The organism is Vreelandella sp. H-I2, assembly GCF_052959335.1.
Genome location: NZ_JBRAMC010000003.1, coordinates 337304 through 355287 on the forward strand (window position 1 = coordinate 337304; position 17984 = coordinate 355287).

The 17984-nt window shown below is 55.5% G+C and carries 15 protein-coding genes; 9 read left to right on the plus strand and 6 right to left on the minus strand.

The genetic code is table 11. The features are described from left to right. Positions 1–87: 87 nt before the first annotated feature. The 5 genes from ACUVOF_RS09515 to ubiU all read right to left on the minus strand — a co-directional run bounded on the left by ACUVOF_RS09515 (position 88) and on the right by ubiU (position 4950). Positions 88–837 (minus strand): anaerobic ribonucleoside-triphosphate reductase activating protein, encoded by a 750-nt coding sequence (locus ACUVOF_RS09515; protein WP_447044131.1) that lies wholly within the window; start codon positions 835–837, stop codon positions 88–90. 64 nt (positions 838–901) lie between these two features. Then, positions 902–1066, minus strand: coding sequence for an anaerobic ribonucleoside-triphosphate reductase (nrdD, locus tag ACUVOF_RS09520; RefSeq protein ID WP_447044132.1), 165 nt, complete (start codon positions 1064–1066; stop codon positions 902–904). Between the two features lie 44 nt (positions 1067–1110). Continuing rightward, entirely contained in the window at positions 1111–2853 is a 1743-nt protein-coding gene (locus tag ACUVOF_RS09525) for a ribonucleoside triphosphate reductase (RefSeq protein ID WP_447044133.1), read from the minus strand. Between the two features lie 145 nt (positions 2854–2998). Further along, entirely contained in the window at positions 2999–3946 is a 948-nt protein-coding gene (locus tag ACUVOF_RS09530; RefSeq protein WP_447044134.1) for a U32 family peptidase, read from the minus strand. An 8-nt stretch (positions 3947–3954) separates the two neighbouring features. Then, on the minus strand, positions 3955–4950 hold the full coding sequence (ubiU, locus tag ACUVOF_RS09535; protein ID WP_447044135.1) for a ubiquinone anaerobic biosynthesis protein UbiU: 996 nt from the start codon (positions 4948–4950) through the stop codon (positions 3955–3957). A 203-nt stretch (positions 4951–5153) separates the two neighbouring features. Between ubiU and hemN the strand changes: the two genes are divergently transcribed. From hemN to ACUVOF_RS09575, 8 genes are all read left to right on the plus strand, one after another. Further along, positions 5154–6539: an oxygen-independent coproporphyrinogen III oxidase gene (hemN, locus tag ACUVOF_RS09540; RefSeq protein ID WP_447044136.1), complete on the plus strand. Its 1386-nt coding sequence runs from the start codon at positions 5154–5156 to the stop codon at positions 6537–6539. A 173-nt stretch (positions 6540–6712) separates the two neighbouring features. Continuing rightward, the gene (locus ACUVOF_RS09545) at positions 6713–10495 is read left to right on the plus strand and encodes a nitrate reductase subunit alpha (RefSeq protein WP_447044137.1); all 3783 of its coding nucleotides are present in this window, start codon (positions 6713–6715) and stop codon (positions 10493–10495) included. Beyond that, positions 10492–12054: a nitrate reductase subunit beta gene (gene narH, locus ACUVOF_RS09550; protein ID WP_447044138.1), complete on the plus strand. Its 1563-nt coding sequence runs from the start codon at positions 10492–10494 to the stop codon at positions 12052–12054. Before ACUVOF_RS09545 ends, narH begins: the two co-directional genes overlap by 4 nt. Next, the gene (gene narJ, locus ACUVOF_RS09555) at positions 12047–12862 is read left to right on the plus strand and encodes a nitrate reductase molybdenum cofactor assembly chaperone (RefSeq protein ID WP_447044139.1); all 816 of its coding nucleotides are present in this window, start codon (positions 12047–12049) and stop codon (positions 12860–12862) included. The genes narH and narJ overlap by 8 nt, the downstream gene beginning before the upstream one ends. A 10-nt stretch (positions 12863–12872) precedes the next feature. Next, positions 12873–13565 carry a respiratory nitrate reductase subunit gamma gene (gene narI / locus ACUVOF_RS09560; RefSeq protein ID WP_447044140.1) on the plus strand — a complete coding sequence of 231 codons (693 nt, stop codon included), beginning with the start codon at positions 12873–12875 and terminating at the stop codon, positions 13563–13565. Between the two features lie 39 nt (positions 13566–13604). Continuing rightward, the gene (locus ACUVOF_RS09565) at positions 13605–14426 is read left to right on the plus strand and encodes a peptidylprolyl isomerase (protein WP_447044141.1); all 822 of its coding nucleotides are present in this window, start codon (positions 13605–13607) and stop codon (positions 14424–14426) included. Positions 14427–14475: 49 nt separating this feature from the next. Then, positions 14476–15042 carry a molybdenum cofactor biosynthesis protein B gene (moaB, locus tag ACUVOF_RS09570; RefSeq protein WP_447044142.1) on the plus strand — a complete coding sequence of 189 codons (567 nt, stop codon included), beginning with the start codon at positions 14476–14478 and terminating at the stop codon, positions 15040–15042. A gap of 3 nt (positions 15043–15045) precedes the next feature. Beyond that, positions 15046–16308 (plus strand): molybdopterin molybdotransferase MoeA, encoded by a 1263-nt coding sequence (locus ACUVOF_RS09575; RefSeq protein ID WP_447044143.1) that lies wholly within the window; start codon positions 15046–15048, stop codon positions 16306–16308. Positions 16309–16340: 32 nt separating this feature from the next. On the opposite strand, the gene ACUVOF_RS09580 is transcribed toward ACUVOF_RS09575, so the two are convergent. Further along, positions 16341–16541: a hypothetical protein gene (locus tag ACUVOF_RS09580; RefSeq protein WP_447044144.1), complete on the minus strand. Its 201-nt coding sequence runs from the start codon at positions 16539–16541 to the stop codon at positions 16341–16343. A 205-nt stretch (positions 16542–16746) separates the two neighbouring features. Between ACUVOF_RS09580 and ACUVOF_RS09585 the strand changes: the two genes are divergently transcribed. Next, positions 16747–17934 (plus strand): alpha/beta hydrolase family protein, encoded by a 1188-nt coding sequence (locus ACUVOF_RS09585; protein ID WP_447044145.1) that lies wholly within the window; start codon positions 16747–16749, stop codon positions 17932–17934. Positions 17935–17984 lie beyond the last annotated feature (50 nt).

A 17984-nucleotide genomic window follows, 5' to 3' on the forward strand; every position in this document is an offset into this window, starting at 1 on the left:
TGCTTTAAAAAGTATATTGTATGAATGTTTATTGGCGTGCAACAAAAAATAGTTGAAATATCGCTGGAATCGATGAAAAGGGAAACTTTATTGACGGATTTCTAGACGTTCAAAATGCGGTTCCAAGTGTTTGACCAGCTCTTTTAATTCAGATGAAGAGGGAGCATTGGCGACAGGCTGAGCATAGCTGGGGTCAAGACATTGCTCGGTGCGCGCTATTTGTAGCGCGTAGTGGCTTACTCCGCAGTCGGCAAGAGTCAGTGCCAAGCGCTCCACGTCGCCAAGTTGAAAGTCCTGCCAGTGGATAGTGGTGCGGCACTCGAAGCTGACGCCGCTGTCAATGAGGGCCTCCAAGCTGCAGGCATGCCGCTGCCAAATGTTGGGGCGGCCGCAGATGCGGTCAAACGCTTTTCCATGACCTTTTACGTCCAGGCCCACCCAATCAAGGTGCGGCAATAGCCGCGTTAGGCGGTTGGGATAAACGCCAGCGGTATGCAGCCCTACCTTAAAGCCCAGTGCTTTTACTTCCTTCACTGCTGCTGGCAAACCGAGGTTCAAGGTTGGCTCGCCACCGCTAAAAACCACGGCTTCCAGCAGGCCTTGGCGAGAGGCCAAAAATTCAAGCACTGTCTGCCACTCATGGGGCTCACCGCGTCGCGGGTCGATCATGTTGGAATTGTGGCAATAGCCACACCGCAGTGGGCACCCTTGCAGAAAGACCACGCACGCCAGATGGCCAGGGTAGTCCAGGGTCGTCATGGGGACAAGACCGGCGACCGGCAGCCTAACCGAGCTGGTCTCAGCGCTGGCATCGTCGAGGATCGTTATAAGAGACATCGTGATTATCCTACTGGGTGCCTGTCGCCGGCACCCAGTCGTCGTGAGAGAAAGAAAGGGTTAGCTACCGAGCGGCAGCGCCCTCAATAAAATGGCGGCGCTCCCGGTGTTCGGCACGCTTGCCGATATTGAACTGGCTCACTGGCCGGTGATAGCCCATGACACGGGTCCAGACTTCGCAGCGCTGGCGCTGTTCAGTAGGCAAACTAGTGTATCGAGTGGTTTGCATTCGTGTGTTCCTTAAAACGAGTTGATAAAATTGAGGCAAATGCCTCATGCCGTGGCGACGACGGTTGCGCTCGCCGTTTGCGCCCATAGTGCTTCATCGCACTTGGGGCAGAACTCGTGTTCACCGGCTAGGTAGCCATGTACCGGGCAGATCGAAAAAGTGGGTGTGACTGTGAGGTAAGGTAAGCGAAAGTGAGAGAGTGCCGTTTTTACCAGCTTGCGGCAGGCGGCGGCCGAGGTAATCCTTTCGCGCATATAGAGATGCAGTACTGTGCCGCCGGTATAACGCGTCTGTAAGGGATCCTGGTGGCTAAGCGCCTCAAAGGGATCATCGGTGTGGCCCACGGGCAATTGGCTGGAATTGGTGTAATAGGGCGCCTTGGGTGTGCCAGCCTGGAGAATAGTCGGAAATCGGGCTTGGTCCTCCCTGGCGAACCGGTGCGTCGTGCCTTCCGCCGGTGTGGCTTCGAGGTTGTACATATGGCCAGTCTGTTCCTGAAATTCGCGCATCCGCTCCCGGACGTGATCAAGAAGGTCAAGCGCCAGTTGCAGCCCTTGGGGGGCGGCGATATCGCAGTGATCATCAGTGAAGTTACGCACCATTTCGTTGAGTCCATTCACACCCAAGGTGGAGAAATGATTGCGTAGTGTGCCCAGATAGCGCTGGGTGAAGGGATACAGTCCCTGATCCATCAGTTGTTGAATACGCTCGCGCTTGAGCTCGAGGCTATCGCGCCCGAGTATCAGCAGGCGATCCAGCTCGTTGAACAGCCCGGCTCGGTCACCTGCGAAGCGGTAGCCAAGCCGAGCGCAGTTAATCGTCACCACTCCTAACGAGCCGGTTTGCTCTGCGCTACCGAACAAGCCGTTCCCGCGTTTGAGCAGCTCACTCAAATCAAGCTGCAGGCGGCAGCACATGGAACGCACCATGTGGGGTTCCAGGTCCGAATTTAGAAAGTTCTGAAAGTAGGGCAGGCCATACTTGGCGGTCAGGGCAAAAAGCCGTTCGGCGTTGTCGCTTTCCCAGTCGAAATCATGGGTGATGTTATAAGTGGGGATAGGGAACGTAAACACCCGCCCATGGCGGTCGCCAGCCTCCATGATTTCCAAGTAGGCGCGGTTGATTAAGTCCATTTCAACCTGCAGCTCACCGTAGCTAAACGGCTGTTCCTCGCCGCCGATAACCGGTACCTGCTGACGCAAGTCGTCGGGGCAGACCCAATCGAAGGTCAAGTTGGTGAACGGTGTCTGACTACCCCAGCGCGACGGTACGTTAAGATTGTAAATAAACTCTTGGAGCGCCTGCTTGACCTGTGCGTAGGATAGGCTGTCCTTGCGCACGTAGGGTGCCAGATAGGTATCGAAAGAGCTGAAGGCTTGCGCTCCGGCCCACTCGTTCTGCAAAGTGCCGAGAAAGTTGACCATCTGCCCCAAAGCGCTGGAAAGGTGTCGGGGTGGGTGGCTTTCGGCACGACCCGGCACACCATTGAAACCCTCAAGTAGCAGAGTACGCAGCGACCAACCGGCGCAATAGCCGCACAGCATGTCCAGATCATGAATATGCAGGTCACCTTCCCGGTGGGCTTCACCTATGGCGTGTGGGTAAACCTCATCTAGCCAGTAGTTGGCGATCAGTTTGCCAGAAACATTGAGAATTAAACCGCCCAATGAATAGCCCTGGTTGGCATTGGCATGAACACGCCAGTCGGCGCGTTGGAGGTACTCGTTGACCGTCGAAGCGACATCAATATGGCGCTTTGCTACCTGAACGCTGGAGGAGTTTTTCACCTAATTCACCTATATATGTACGTATCAATAAAAATAAATACTATATGTTGTGTTTCAGGATAAGCGTTCAGGAATTTCAAAATATGATCCAGATCAAAAATGATTGGAAAAAATGATAAGGCGAGGTGGCGTTTAAGCGATTGCTTCAGTCGACCATCGTGCGAGTGTTATCCATACCCGGCCGGCCATGCCAATAACCGTCGCAGATTTCAGCTTCCACCAGCGTTAATGGATCGGGTGTAGGTAGCCTGCCGTGGCGGGCCTGGTCGAAGGCCTTGACCACATCGGCCATGCCTTCTGCCCTTGGGCTGAGACGTGCCACTGAAACGCCCATCTTCGCCATGTTTCCAAGCTCATGGCGTAGGTCCTGGCAGGCACTCGAAAGGGTCTGAATACCGTTCAGGGTAAAAACATCACGAGATTCCTGTGAGCGCAGCGCCAAGCCTTCTGGATACTTTTGACAGACGAACTTGCAGCGATCTTTAGGTTTTTGGTGACGGCGGGCGGTAAAGCAACGCGATGACCAGGCCAAGGGGAGATGGCCGTAGGCGAATACTTCACAGGGCTGGATCACACCTGCCTGTTGGCTATCGTTAATAAGCCGGGCCAAGTCTTTCTGCGACATTTCCACCGGCGCCTGCCAACGCTGCATGCCGGCCCGGCCCATGACGCCTAGGGTGGCCGGGTTATAGAGGTTAAGCGCGGCGCCAGCAATGAATGGCAGCCCGGCATTAGAGAGCCGCTGTAGGGCACTCTGGTCGTTAGCCTCGACAATGAAATCGCCGTTGTCGCACAGCTTGCGCAAGTCGCGCAGGTCGGCTTCGGACTCGATCAGCGTCTGGCTGGCAATAATGACCTGCTTGCCAGCCTGGGTAAGCTCGCGACCAATGCCCAGCCAGTCGTCCAGTTTCATATCGCGACGCCTGGAGCAGACTGTCTCGCCCAGGGTAACGACCTCCACCGGCCAGTCGGCCGCTTCACGGTAGAAACTGGCATAGCGTTCCCGCGTCCAATAGAAGAGTACGGGACCGAGCGAAAGTTGTAGACGGTCAGTTAACAGGGCTGGTTGCGAGAGCGGGGTAGGTGACGGCATGCAAACTCCTATTTCCAGCGACGCTCATAGGCGCCCAATGTGGTGGTGGCACCTTCTGAAAGCTCGGCAAGACCGGTCATCCAGGCGGATTCGGGTTGAAAGCGCGCAGGTTCATCCGCAAGGCGATTGAGCGCTTGGCGCCAGATACCGGCCACTTTCGACACATAGGCAGGGCTGCGCTGGCGGCCTTCGATTTTCACTGCGCTAATTCCCAGTTCACGTAGCTCTGGTAATAGCTCCAGCGTATTGAGACTGGTGGGTTCCTCAATAGCATGATAAGTCTCACCCGCTACCTCGAAACGCCCCTTGCACAGGGTAGGATAGCCAGCACGCTCGCCTTCGGCGTAGCGGTCGATAAGCACATCGTTAAGACGTGATTCTAACCCCTGAGGAGTCTCTTCCCAGCGTACGTGGGCTGCCGGTGAACAGACGCCCCGCGTATTGGGTGACTCGCCGGTGAGATAGGAGGAGAGATAGCATCGCCCTTCAGCCATGATGCACAGGCTACCAAAGGCGAAAACTTCTAGTTCTACGGGCGACTGTCTGGCCAGGTCGCGCACCTGGGTAATCGATAACACGCGAGGTAGCACGGCGCGCTTGATACCGAATTGTTCATGATAGAAGCGTAATGCTTCATGGCTGGTTGCCGATCCCTGTACCGAAAGGTGACGCGCTACGTCAGGATGGTGTCGCGTGGCGTAATCGAGCAGCCCCATATCGGCGAGGATAAGCGCATCCACGCCCAGTTCGGCGGCTTGGTCTACGGCCTGCGTCCACTGGTGCCAACCATCGGGCTGAGGGTAAGTATTAATGGCACAAAATACGCGTTTGCCATGTTGATGAGCGTAGTCGATACCCTCTCGGGCACGCTTGTCGGTGAAGTTCAATCCGGCAAACTGGCGTGCATTTGTGGCGTTCTGGAAGCCGAAGTAGACAGCATCGGCACCTTCATCTATAGCACGCTTCAGGGCGGGCAGGTTCCCGGCAGGACAAACAAGCTCCATCGCGGAGGCTCCTAACAATGAAAACCTGACTATTTTAGTCATCTATTTTTGCCAACCTTTGACTCAGATCATACTGAGGTGGCTTTTAATCTATGACTTATACGGGAGGGTAGGCGCGGTGGATGCAGGTGGTTTTTAAAACATATATCTTATGCATATTAACTACCGCCAGCTGTGCCAACTTCCAGAGATATTGTCCAATTATGCAAAATGAACTGCTATTCAACCGCCCGTTGGTAGAGAAGTACGATCGCCCAGGCCCCCGTTATACTTCTTATCCCACCGCTCCACAGTTTCATGCAGCATTTGCAGAGGATGACTACCGTAGCGCTGCCGAGCGCAGTAATCAGGCTGATGAACCCAAACCACTCTCGGTCTACGTGCACATCCCGTTTTGTAAAAGCCTATGCTATTACTGCGCCTGTAATAAAATTATTACCCACAACACCGAACGAGCCGATGAATACCTTGAATGGCTCAAACACGAGGTTCGTGTTCAGGGGGCGCTGTTTGATACCACTCGACGAATGACGCAGTTGCACTTGGGTGGCGGCACTCCTACGTACTTAAGTAACACCCAGCTAGGCGAATTGATGGCGGCAATGGATGAGGCTTTTCATTTCGCCGCGCCTGAAGAGCGCGAATTCTCGCTAGAGGTAGACCCACGCACCGTCACGCCCGAGCAGGTGCATGAACTGCACGCGCTGGGGTTCAATCGTTTGAGCTTCGGCGTGCAAGATTTCGATCACGATGTGCAACAAGCGGTCAATCGTGTCCAGAGCGAAGAGCAGGTGGTCTCCCTGGTGAAGGCGGCCCGCGAGGCGGGGTTTGACTCAGTCAGCGTTGACTTAATTTATGGCTTGCCGCTACAAACGGTAGCCAGTTTCGATACCACCCTGGCGAAGATTATTGATCTGCACCCGGATCGAATTGCCGCCTATAGTTATGCGCACCTACCCGAACTGTTTAAAGCCCAGCGGTTGATTCGCCCAGAAGACATGCCGCCGCCAGAGCGTAAGTTGGAGCTGTTGGAATTGACGATTAACCGCCTGACGGCTGCAGGCTATGTCTACATCGGTATGGATCATTTCGCGCTACCTGACGATGAGCTCAGCTTGGCGCGTGAAAATGGCACCTTGCAGCGTAATTTCCAGGGCTACTCCACCCACGCCGATTGCGACATGATTGGGCTGGGAATCACTTCTATCGGTAAGGTCGGCGATACCTACAGCCAAAACGTTAAGGAAACTGCCCAGTATCAGCATCGCCTCGATGAAGGTCGCTTGCCGGTTTTTCGGGGCTATCGCCTCAGCGACGATGACCGCCTGCGCCGCGACGTTATCAATACATTGATGTGCCACGGTCGTCTTGAGTTCGCCGCTATCGAAGCCCGCCATGACATTAATTTTCGTGCTTACTTTGCAAGTGCCCTAGAGAGTCTGGAAGAGATGGCGGACGACGGTCTGATTGCGTTACGCGACCATGAAATCGAGGTGTTGCCGCCGGGTCGACTGATGGTCCGCAATCTGGCCATGGCCTTCGATGCCTACCTAAAGCCTGCAGAAAATCGCTACTCGCGCACGGTATGATATTGAGAGTGTCAGTCGCCTATTCCTTTACGTTGGCGCTCTATCACCTTGGGGGTAGATAGGGTGTATATAGAGGTAACCACGCAGTAATTCACGTGTCGATCAAGCAGAATTCACTCCATGGAATCCGCCTGGCGGGTAACGCACATTTCCGAGGAGCCTGGAGATCGACCATGAGTCACTTCATAGATCGGCTGAATTTTTTCCGTAAGTCCCGCGAGTCTTTTGCCAACGAACACGGCGAACTGCGCAGTGAATCACGCCAGTGGGAAAATAGTTATCGGTCCCGCTGGCAGCACGATAAAGTCGTTCGCAGCACCCATGGCGTGAACTGCACCGGCTCTTGCAGCTGGAAAATCTACGTTAAGAACGGTTTAGTTACCTGGGAAACCCAGCAGACTGACTATCCCCGTACCCGTCCCGACCTGCCTAACCATGAACCGCGTGGCTGCCCCCGCGGTGCCAGCTACTCCTGGTATCTGTACAGCGCCAATCGCCTGAAGTACCCATTAGTGCGCAAGCCGCTGCTGGCGCTATGGCGCGAAGCGCTCAAGGCTAACCCAGACCCGGTAGACGCCTGGGCCTCCATCGTCGAAGACCCCGCCAAAACCAAACAGTACAAGCGTGCTCGCGGTATGGGCGGCTTCGTTCGCGGTGACTGGGATGAGCTCAACGAGCTGGTCGCTGCCTCTAACGTTTACACCGCCAAGCAGTACGGCCCCGACCGTATTCTCGGCTTCTCGCCGATTCCTGCCATGTCGATGGTCAGCTACGCCGCAGGTAGCCGCTACCTATCGCTGATTGGTGGCGTCTGCATGAGCTTCTACGATTGGTACTGCGATCTGCCGCCGGCCTCGCCAATGACCTGGGGCGAGCAGACCGACGTTCCCGAGTCCGCTGACTGGTACAACTCCGGCTACATTATCGCCTGGGGCTCCAATGTGCCCCAGACGCGTACCCCGGATGCCCACTTCTTTACCGAAGTACGTTACAAGGGCACCAAGACGGTTTCGATCACTCCGGATTATGCCGAGGTTTCTAAACTCACCGACGAATGGCTGTCCGCCAAGCAGGGCACCGATGCCGCCCTGGCGATGGCCATGGGCCATGTCATCCTCAAAGAGTTTCACCTCGATAACCCGAGTGCTTACTTCACTGACTATGTGCGGCGCTATACCGACATGCCGTTCCTGGTGGCATTGGAAGTGCGTGAAGATGGCAGCTTCGCACCGGGTCGCCAACTGCGTGCCAGTGATTTTGATGCTGCCCTGGGCCAGGAAAACAATCCTGAGTGGAAAACCGTTGCCTGGGACGAAACCCGCGATCAGTTAGTAGTGCCGCGTGGCTCCATCGGTTTCCGCTGGGGGGAAACCGGCGATGAAGTGGGTAAGTGGAACCTGGAATCGCTGGACGCCGAAGGTACCGAGATCAAGCCGTTACTGAGTTTGGTCAATCACCACGATAGCGTTGCGCGCGTTGCGTTTCCTTACTTCGGTGGCATCGAACACGAACACTTCGAACACGTAAAAGGGGCGGGTGTCGGCGCCGCCGACGACCTGCTGTTCCACAATCTGCCTGCCAAACGTTTGAAAAAGGCAGACGGCAGCGAAATGCTGGCGGTCACCGTATTCGACCTGATGTGTGCCAACTACGGTATCGACCGCGGCTTTGTTGGTGATGGCGAGGACGACGGCGCGACTTCCTTTGATCAAATTCGCCCCTATACCCCTGCCTGGCAGGAGAAAATTACCGGTGTCTCGGCTGAGCAATGCGCCCGTATTGCGCGTGAATTCGCCGACAATGCGAACAAAACGAACGGCCGTAGCATGATTATCGTGGGTGCCGGCATGAACCACTGGTACCACATGGACATGAACTACCGCGGGTTGATCAACATGCTGGTCATGTGCGGTTGTATCGGTCAGAGCGGTGGTGGCTGGGCGCACTATGTAGGTCAGGAAAAATTGCGTCCGCAGACAGGCTGGACGCCGCTGGCCTTCGGCCTCGACTGGCAGCGGCCACCACGTCATATGAACTCTACGTCATTCTTCTATAACCACTCCTCCCAGTGGCGCTATGAGAAGCTCGAAATCAAAGAGATTCTGTCGCCCCTGGTGAAGGTCGAGGATTATCCGGGTAGCCTGATCGACTTCAACGTACGCTCCGAGCGTATGGGCTGGCTGCCGTCGGCGCCGCAGTTGGATAGCAACCCGCTGCGTCTGGCGAAAAAAGCCGAAGCCGCAGGTATGTCCACCGCCGACTATGCAGTTGCGCAGCTCAAGAGTGGTGAGCTTCGTTTTGCCGCGGAAGATCCGGATGCTCCGGAGAACTTCCCGCGCAATATGTTTATCTGGCGCTCCAACCTGCTGGGCAGCTCCGGCAAGGGCCATGAGTACATGCTCAAGTACCTGCTGGGTACCCGTCACGGTATTCAGGGCAAGGATCTGGGTGACTTCGGCGGTCAGAAGCCCGAAGAAGTGGTATGGCGTGATGATGCACCGGAAGGCAAGCTCGACCTGCTGGTGACACTGGATTTTCGTATGTCCACCACCTGTCTCTACTCGGATATCGTGTTGCCTACGGCGACCTGGTACGAGAAGGACGATCTCAATACCTCCGATATGCACCCCTTTATTCACCCATTGACCGCAGCGACCGACCCCGCTTGGGAATCGCGTAGCGATTGGGATATTTACAAGGGCATTGCCAAGGCGTTCTCAAAGGTGTGCGTAGGTCACCTGGGCGAGGAAACCGACCTGGTCACGCTGCCAATGCAGCACGACTCACCAGGAGAGCTGGCTCAGCCTGAAGTGCTGGATTGGAAAAAAGGCGAGTGCGAACCGATTCCCGGCAAGACCATGCCATCGCTGATCGAGGTTAAACGCAACTATCCTGAAACCTACGAGCGCTTCACCTCTGTGGGGCCACTGCTGGAAAGCATCGGCAACGGCGGCAAGGGCATCGCCTGGAATACCGATGCGGAAGTCGAGCTGCTGGGCAAACTCAACCATCGCAAGCTGGATGGACCGCATAAAGGGCGCCCGCTGATTGAGTCCGCTGTCGATGCCGCCGAGATGATTTTAACGCTGGCACCGGAAACCAATGGACAAGTGGCGGTAAAAGCGTGGGATGCACTCTCCAAAATTACCGGGCGCGACCATACCCACCTGGCGAGGCCCAAGCATGAAGAGAAAATTCGCTTTCGCGATGTCGTCGCCCAGCCGCGCAAGATTATCTCCAGTCCGACCTGGTCCGGCCTTGAGGACGAGCATGTCTCTTATAACGCCGGTTACACCAACGTTCACGAGTTGATTCCGTGGCGCACCGTTAGCGGTCGTCAGCAGTTCTATCAGGATCATGCCTGGATGCGTGCTTTCGGCGAAAGCCTGCTGGTCTATCGTCCGCCGATCGATACCAAGGCGGCTAAAGGCTTCACGTTGCCCGCCGACAATGGCTTCAAAAGCAAAGCGCTGAACTTCATCACGCCGCACCAGAAGTGGGGTATCCACTCCACTTACTCGGACAACCTGCTGATGTTGACACTGAACCGTGGCGGCCCGGTGGTATGGCTCTCCGAGGCCGATGCAGCGGAAATCGATATCGAAGACAACGACTGGATTGAGGTTTACAACGCCAATGGCTCGATTGCGGCACGGGCGGTGGTCAGTCAGCGCGTCAAAGACGGCATGGTGATGATGTACCACGCCCAGGAGCGTCAGGTGAACGTACCGGGCTCTGAGGTCACCGGTACACGAGGAGGTATTCACAACTCGGTCACCCGCGTATGCCCCAAGCCAACCCACATGATCGGCGGCTATGCGCAACTCTCTTACAGTTTTAACTACTACGGCACTGTCGGCTCAAACCGCGATGAGTTCGTGTTGGTTCGCAAGATGAAGCACGTTGACTGGTTGGATGGCGAAGGCAATGACAGCGTTCAGGAGGCCGTGAAATGAAGATTCGTTCCCAGGTAGGCATGGTCCTCAACCTTGATAAGTGCATCGGTTGCCACACCTGTTCGGTAACCTGCAAAAATGTTTGGACGAGCCGCGAAGGTATGGAGTACGCCTGGTTTAATAATGTCGAGACCAAGCCCGGTATCGGCTATCCCAAAGAGTGGGAGAATCAGGCTAAATGGAAGGGCGGTTGGATGCGTCGTACCGATGGCAAGATCGAACCGCGCATCGGTGGCAAGTGGCGGGTATTGGCGAATATTTTTGCCAACCCTGACCTCCCCGATATGGACGACTACTATGAGCCGTTCACATTCGACTATCAGCATCTGCATACCGCCAAGATCGGTAAGCACCAGCCAGTAGCGCGTCCACGCTCGCTGGTTTCCGGCAAGCGCATGAAAAAAATCGAATGGGGCCCGAACTGGGAGGAGATTCTAGGCACCGAGTTCGCCAAGCGGCGCAAAGACGCCAACTTCGACAAGGTGCAGGCGGATATTTACGGCCAGTTCGAAAACACCTTCATGATGTACCTGCCGCGCCTGTGCGAGCACTGCTTAAACCCCACTTGTGTGGCGGCGTGCCCCAGCGGTGCGATCTATAAGCGCGAAGAGGACGGTATCGTTCTGATCGACCAGGACAAGTGTCGTGGTTGGCGGATGTGTATCTCCGGCTGTCCTTACAAGAAGATCTATTACAACTGGAAAAGCGGTAAGTCTGAGAAGTGCATTTTCTGCTACCCGCGCATCGAAGCTGGTCAGCCGACGATTTGCTCCGAAACCTGTGTGGGTCGTATCCGCTATCTGGGCGTATTACTTTACGATGCCGACCGCATTGAGGAAGTGGCGAGCTCGCCTGACGAACGCGACCTCTACCACCGCCAGCGCGAAATCTTCCTCGATCCGCACGACCCGGAAGTGATTGCCCAGGCCAAGCGCGATGGCATTCAGGAAAACGTCATCAAGGCCGCTCAGGCCTCGCCCGTTTACAAAATGGCCATTGACTGGGGCTTGGCGCTGCCGCTGCACCCAGAATACCGCACGCTGCCGATGGTTTGGTACGTACCGCCGCTGTCGCCGATCCAATCAGCTGCCGAAGCGGGCCATGTGGAGTTCGACGGTGTGCTGCCGAAGATTGAATCGTTGCGTATCCCGGTGAAATACCTGGCTAACCTGTTGACCGCGGGTGAAGAAGAACCTGTGGTACTGGCGCTGAAGCGCTTAATGGCGATGCGCCTCTATATGCGCGGCAAGCACGTGGACGGCGCGCCGAACGCCGAAGTGCTCGATGCTGTAGGTCTGAGTGTTGCTCAGGTGGAGGAGATGTACCGTTACTTGGCGATTGCCAACTACGAGGATCGTTTTGTAATTCCTACCAGCCATCGTGAAATGGCGACCGAAGCTTTCCCCGAGCGGGGGGGCTGTGGCTTTACCTTCGGCGATGGCTGCCACGGTGAGAGCCAGCCCAACCTGTTTAATGGCCGTAAGCAGACCAGCGTTTTGGTAAAACCGGTAGAGGTCTTTGATCCGCAGCCACAACTTGAGGAGGCTCGTCATGACTGAAGTCGCTGTCCAAACATCTAGTTTATCTACCCCAGCAGTGCCGTCTGTCGAGCCTGTTCAGGGCATGCGCAGTCTGCGTGTGTTGGCGCGCTTACTCGATTATCCGACTCAAGAGTTACAGGATGCTTGTGGCGAGCTAATCGAAATTCTCAATGCCGAGCGCCGCCTAGGAGTGGCTCTCAAAACGTCGTTGATGGATTGGTGTCAGCGTACTAATGAAGGTGATTTGCTTGAGCTGCAGGCCGAGTATGTCGCCATGTTCGACAAGGGACGCGCTACGTCGCTGCTGTTGTTCGAGCATGTGCACGGCGAATCCCGCGATCGTGGCCAGGCGATGGTCGATCTGATGAACGAATACCAGGCTGCCGGTTTCGAGTTGGATGCTCGCGAGCTGCCCGATCATTTGCCGGTATTTCTTGAGTACCTCTCCCTATGTAGCGACGCCGAGATCGGCCGCTGGCTAGGTGAAATACGTCATATCCTGGCGTTGCTCACGGCGCGGTTGGAAGAGCGCGGAGCCGATCATGCCCTGGTACCTCTGTCGCTACTGGCGTTCATCGGGGCCGAGAGCGATGTCGAAGTACATCGGCCCCATGTGAAGCAAGAAGCGCCCGATAACACCCCTGAAGCACTGGATGCCGTATGGGAAGAAGAAGCCGTGCGCTTCTCGGCTACCTCTGATGAGGACTGTGCGCTGCAGTCTGCCGAAGGCCGTCGTCTAGCCGAGCGCAAACACACCGTCCAAAGCCAGCCGGTGCGCATTATGCCCGCGCCTTCTTCCATTGCTCCTTCCGCCGATCGTCACTAGGAGAATCATCATGTATGACGCGATTGCGCATTATTTAACCCACCTGATCTACGGTTACTATCCGTATCTCGCTGGCACGGTGTTTCTGCTCGGCAGCCTGCTACGTTTCGATCATGGTCAATATACCTGGAAAACCGGCTCTAGCCAGATGCTGTCATCCAAGAACATGCGTTTGGGCAGCAACCTATTCCACATTGGGATTATTGTGATCTTCTTCGGCCACCTAGTGGGTATGCTAACGCCGCACTGGATTTATGCGCCGTTCCTGCATGCCGGCACCAAGCAGCTAATCGCTATTGTCGTGGGTGGCATCGCGGGAGCCATGTGCTTGGTGGGTGGGGCCATGCTGTTACATCGTCGCATTTTCAATTTGCGCGTACGCCAGTCCTCCAGTCTGATGGACACCTTGATCCTGGGCTTGATTGTCGTTCAGGCGGGCCTCGGCATGGTCACTATTGTTTTCTCCCTGGGCCACATGGATGGCGAGATGATGCTAACGCTCTCCAGCTGGGCGCAATCAATTGTCTTCTTCAGCGGCGGCGCGGCGGATTACATGCAGGAAGTCTCGTGGATCTACAAGGTGCATATCTTCCTCGGTCTGACCATTATCCTGCTTTTCCCATTTTCGCGGTTGGTGCATGTGTGGAGTGTACCGTTTGGGTACGTGACTCGGCGGTATCAGCTTGTCCGCCGGCGTGCCTAAAAACATGCTCTACTCGACGATGCGGAGAGGAGAAATAACATGCAAATGATAGATATTGAACAACTCCCCGGACGAGCCGCTCCACCGCCGGTACGGGTCGGCGAGGCCTATATCGATGAGGAAGCGATTGCGTTAGAGATGCAGTATCACCCCGCCGAAACGGCGGGGGAGGCGCAGCTCCAAGCGGCCCGAGCGCTGGTGGTCAGGGAGTTGTTGCGCCAACGGGCTAACGTTCTCGGTTTGATGCCGACGCAAGGCCAGACGGAAGCGCAAGAAGATGCGGCGATTGCAGCCTTGCTTGAACAGGAGCTGGAGGTGCCTGAACCTACCGAAGCGGATTGCCAGCGCTTTTTTGCCACGCATCGTGAGCGCTTCAGCGAACCAACCCAGTTACGCGTTCGGCATATCCTGCTGGCGGCAGCGCCTGATGATTCTCCAGGCCGCGATGAGGAGTATCAGCGTGGCGAAAAACTGCTCGAAGAGCTCAATAAGATCCCCGAGCGCTTTGCCGAGTTTGCTCAGCAATATTCTGCATGCCCATCGAAGGAGATGGATGGAGATTTAGGCTGGCTGGTGCCAGGGCAAACGGTGGCAGAGCTCGACCGTGCATTGCAACACTTACCGGAAGGGCTACACGAACGTCCTTTGGCTTCTCGTTATGGCTGGCACGTGGTGAGCATCGACGAGCGACGTGAAGGGCGAGAATTACCATTCGATCAGGTTGCCGATCAGGTGCGCCATAGCCTCCGGGAACAGGCTACCCGACGTGCCTTGCGCCACTATTTGTTAGCGCTGGAAAGCGATATTGGTGTCGAAGGGATCGTTCTGGATGACGATGCTGGCGGCAGTTTGATGCAATAGTTTGATGCAATAGTTTAATGCAATAGGAAAGCTAAATAGGAGAGGCTTGATGTCCCATGTTCCTTTAGATGCGCTTTTCGTTCCGCTTGGCATTGCGGTGCTAACGGTTTCAGATACACGTGGCTTCGATGAAGATGGTAGCGGTGACCTGCTTGTGGAGCATCTGGGCGAAAGCGGCCATACCTTGGTAGAGCGGCGTATCGTGCCCGATGATATTTACCAAGTGCGTGCCGTGGTCTCGGAGTGGATCGCTCGGACGGATATCCAGGCGATCCTGGTTAACGGTGGCACTGGTTTCACTGCTCGGGATACCACCCCTGAGGCCTTGACGCCGCTATTCGATAAAGCCATTGAAGGCTATGGCGAGTTGTTTCGGTATTACTCCCTGAAAACAATCGGCACTGCGACTATCCAGTCGCGGGCAGTGGCGGGAATTGCCAATCGAACGCTGCTATTTGCTATGCCTGGTTCGCCTAAGGCGTGTGCTTTAGCGTGGGACAGAATAATAGCCTTACAGCTGGATGCTCGTACCCGGCCATGTAACTTTGCGGCGATGGTACTGGCAGACGCACCTGGCTGCGCCAGCCGCCAGCCAACGATCGAATTGAGGGCCTGATTCATGAGCTGTTACTGTGCTGAGGTTGTTACGCCCGGCCTGCTAGATTTGTTTGATGCACGCCAACGGCTTATCGACGCAGCCATGCCGCTTGATGCCATAGAAAAGGTTACCCTTGAACAAGCGGCGGGGCGAGTGTTGGCTGAAACAGTGGTTGCACCACTTGATATGCCGGGGGTGGACAATAGCGCAATGGATGGTTATGCGCTAAGGCTCGCTGACTATAAAGCCCTCCCTCCCGGTGAAGGGCTGCCTGTTCTTCAGCGCGTACCGGCTGGCGCAGGCGTCATGCTGCTGCCCATGGGGGGCTGTGCACGTATTTTCACCGGTGCACCGGTGCCAAGAGGGGCGGACGTCGTGGTTCCTCAAGAACGTGTAACGCTTGATCAGCGTGGTTATGTGCACCTTGAAGGTAAGCTGACGGTTGGTGCTAATATCCGTCGGCAAGGCGAGGAAACCCGAGTAGGTACCAAGTTACTCGCCGCGGGTGAGTACCTAAACGCTGCGTCTGTTGCGCTACTGGCAAGTCATGGAATTAATACGGTTACTGTCAAGCGACGCCTTAGGGTGGCACTACTCTCAACCGGTGACGAGCTGATTGCTCCCGGCACGGCGCGATCACCGGGGCAGGTATATGATAGCAACCGCGCCATGCTGAACGTTCTGCTAGCACAGGCGCAGTGCGAAGTGTTGGATCTGGGTGTCATCGCCGATTCGCCTCAACCCCTGCACCACGCTTTTGATCATGCCCAAGCCGCTGCCGACGTGGTGATATGCACCGGGGGCGTCTCGGTAGGCGAAGAAGACCATGTTCGCCCAGTCATTGAGGAGCGTGGTGGGCTTCATTTTCATGGCGTCGCCATGAAGCCTGGCAAACCGTTTGCATTTGGTTATCTAGGTCAAGCGTCTTCGTCTGCGACACCCTTAATTGCGCTACCGGGCAACCCAGTGGCTTCCCTGGTGGGCTGGCAACTGCTGGCGTTGCCGTTTATTCACGCCGTGCAAGGTAGGCACTCGGTTGCTCTACAACGCTATCCAGTAAGAGCAAGCTTTGCTCAGCGTGGCCCCCAGGGGCGCTGCGAACTGTTACGGGTGGTGTTGAACTGGACTAACGGGGAGCCGGTCGCTCATTTAGCGGGCGGGCAGGGTTCACATATGCTCAGTGCGGCTAGCCAAGCCCATGGCTATTTGATGATTAACCCGGAAGCTGATGTGAAAGAAGGGGGCACCTATACTTATTACCCCGTCAGCCAGTTCACTGCTTAAAACACGTTTCCTGTTGTGCCGATGTAGGCGCGCTAGCTTTTTAAAAGGGCGTTATCGCGTGCCTCGTCTAAACGCCTAAACAGTTCTGCCACGGTAATGTCCTCAAGGTCGTGAGGCCTTTCAAAGGACACCGATAGGCTCGCTTGCTTCTCTTCATTGATATATCTGCCCTCTACAAAACCGCCATGACTCATAACGTTGACGGAAAAGTCCGCTAGCTCCCAGTGACTCATTAGTGGCTCCTATCGTTTTTAGGGGTGTCCGGTGGGTAATCAACATGGTGATCGTTACAAGATAGGTCAACCCCTGCGCTTTCTACTACCTTGTTAGCAAGGTGTTGAATATATTTTTTCGAGAGGCAATAAATCATGACCTCGGCGCCATGAGCAATGGCCGTCACGAGGGCATACAACAAAGACATACCCAGGAGAAGCCGTCATGGAAAAGACAACGAAAACGGAAGCCATTTCACCTTGTTACCCATTCACTAGCACTGAACAACTGCCCAGGCGCACTGATTGGCAGGTGTTACTGGCGCTTGCGCTCGGCGTTGCTGCCATGAGTATTCCGTACCCCAGTGCCGCCCAGGCTGAACAGCCAGAGTCAGGCACTTTGGCAGGTGCCGTGGATCCCGTAGAGGTAACGCTCGAACATCCCAGCGAGTATCTTCTCGTCAGCGATTTCCCAGGCTCCCTCATCGATGCCGATCTATCTACCTGGCAAAAATATATACCCGATATTCAGGATATCGAAATTACGTCTTCGGCTGATGAGTCGAGTCAGCCAGCCCTCTACTATAACTCCGGCTCTGATGAAGAGAAGCCGCTGTTGATGGTGCTACACAGCTGGAGTATCGGTTATCTGCAAAATATTGATATACCTTTGGGTGAGTTCGCCGTCGCCAATGATTGGGTGTTCATGCACCCTGATTTCCGTGGTCAGAATGATGGTCGCCCCGAGTCGACGGCCTCGGAGCTAGTGATATCCGACATGGAAGATGCACTTGAGTACGCGCGTAAAAACGCCAACATCGACGAGTCACGCATTTATCTACTCGGCTATTCGGGTGGCGCCATGAATGCGCTACACTTTGCCAGCCGTCACCCAGAGACATTTGCGGGGGTTGCCGCATGGGTGCCGGTCTATGATCTGGTGACGTGGTATCAATGGAATGCTGAACGCGGTGAGCCGTACGCTGACGAGATCACCGGTGCTTGTGGTGGGGTCCCTACCGAAGACAGCGAAGCCAGGGAAGAGTGTGCCCAGCGAAGTGTTAGCGCCCACCTGCCTGATGTGGCGGGAGAGCTTCGAGTGCTCCTGGCACACGGTATCAACGATAATACCGTGCCGCCCGAGCAGGCACTTCATGCTTTTAATGATTTGGCCGCCGAAGGTGATCAAATTCCCCAGGAACAAATCGATCAGCTTATGGAGCACCGTGAAGTGCCTGAAGCACTGGCCGAGCGCTCGACGCATGAGGAGCGCAATTTTAAGTATTTCGATGAAGCTGATGCCTCGGTGCAGCTCTATCTTCAGTCGGGTCCTGCCGAGCTGGTGCTCTTCGATGGCGAGCATGAAATGCTTTATCGCCCAGGGCTTGAGTGGCTTGCTCGCCAACAGCGCTGAGTGAAAAAACGTCATTAACAAGGATGCTTTCGCTATGCCCCGTTTTTGCT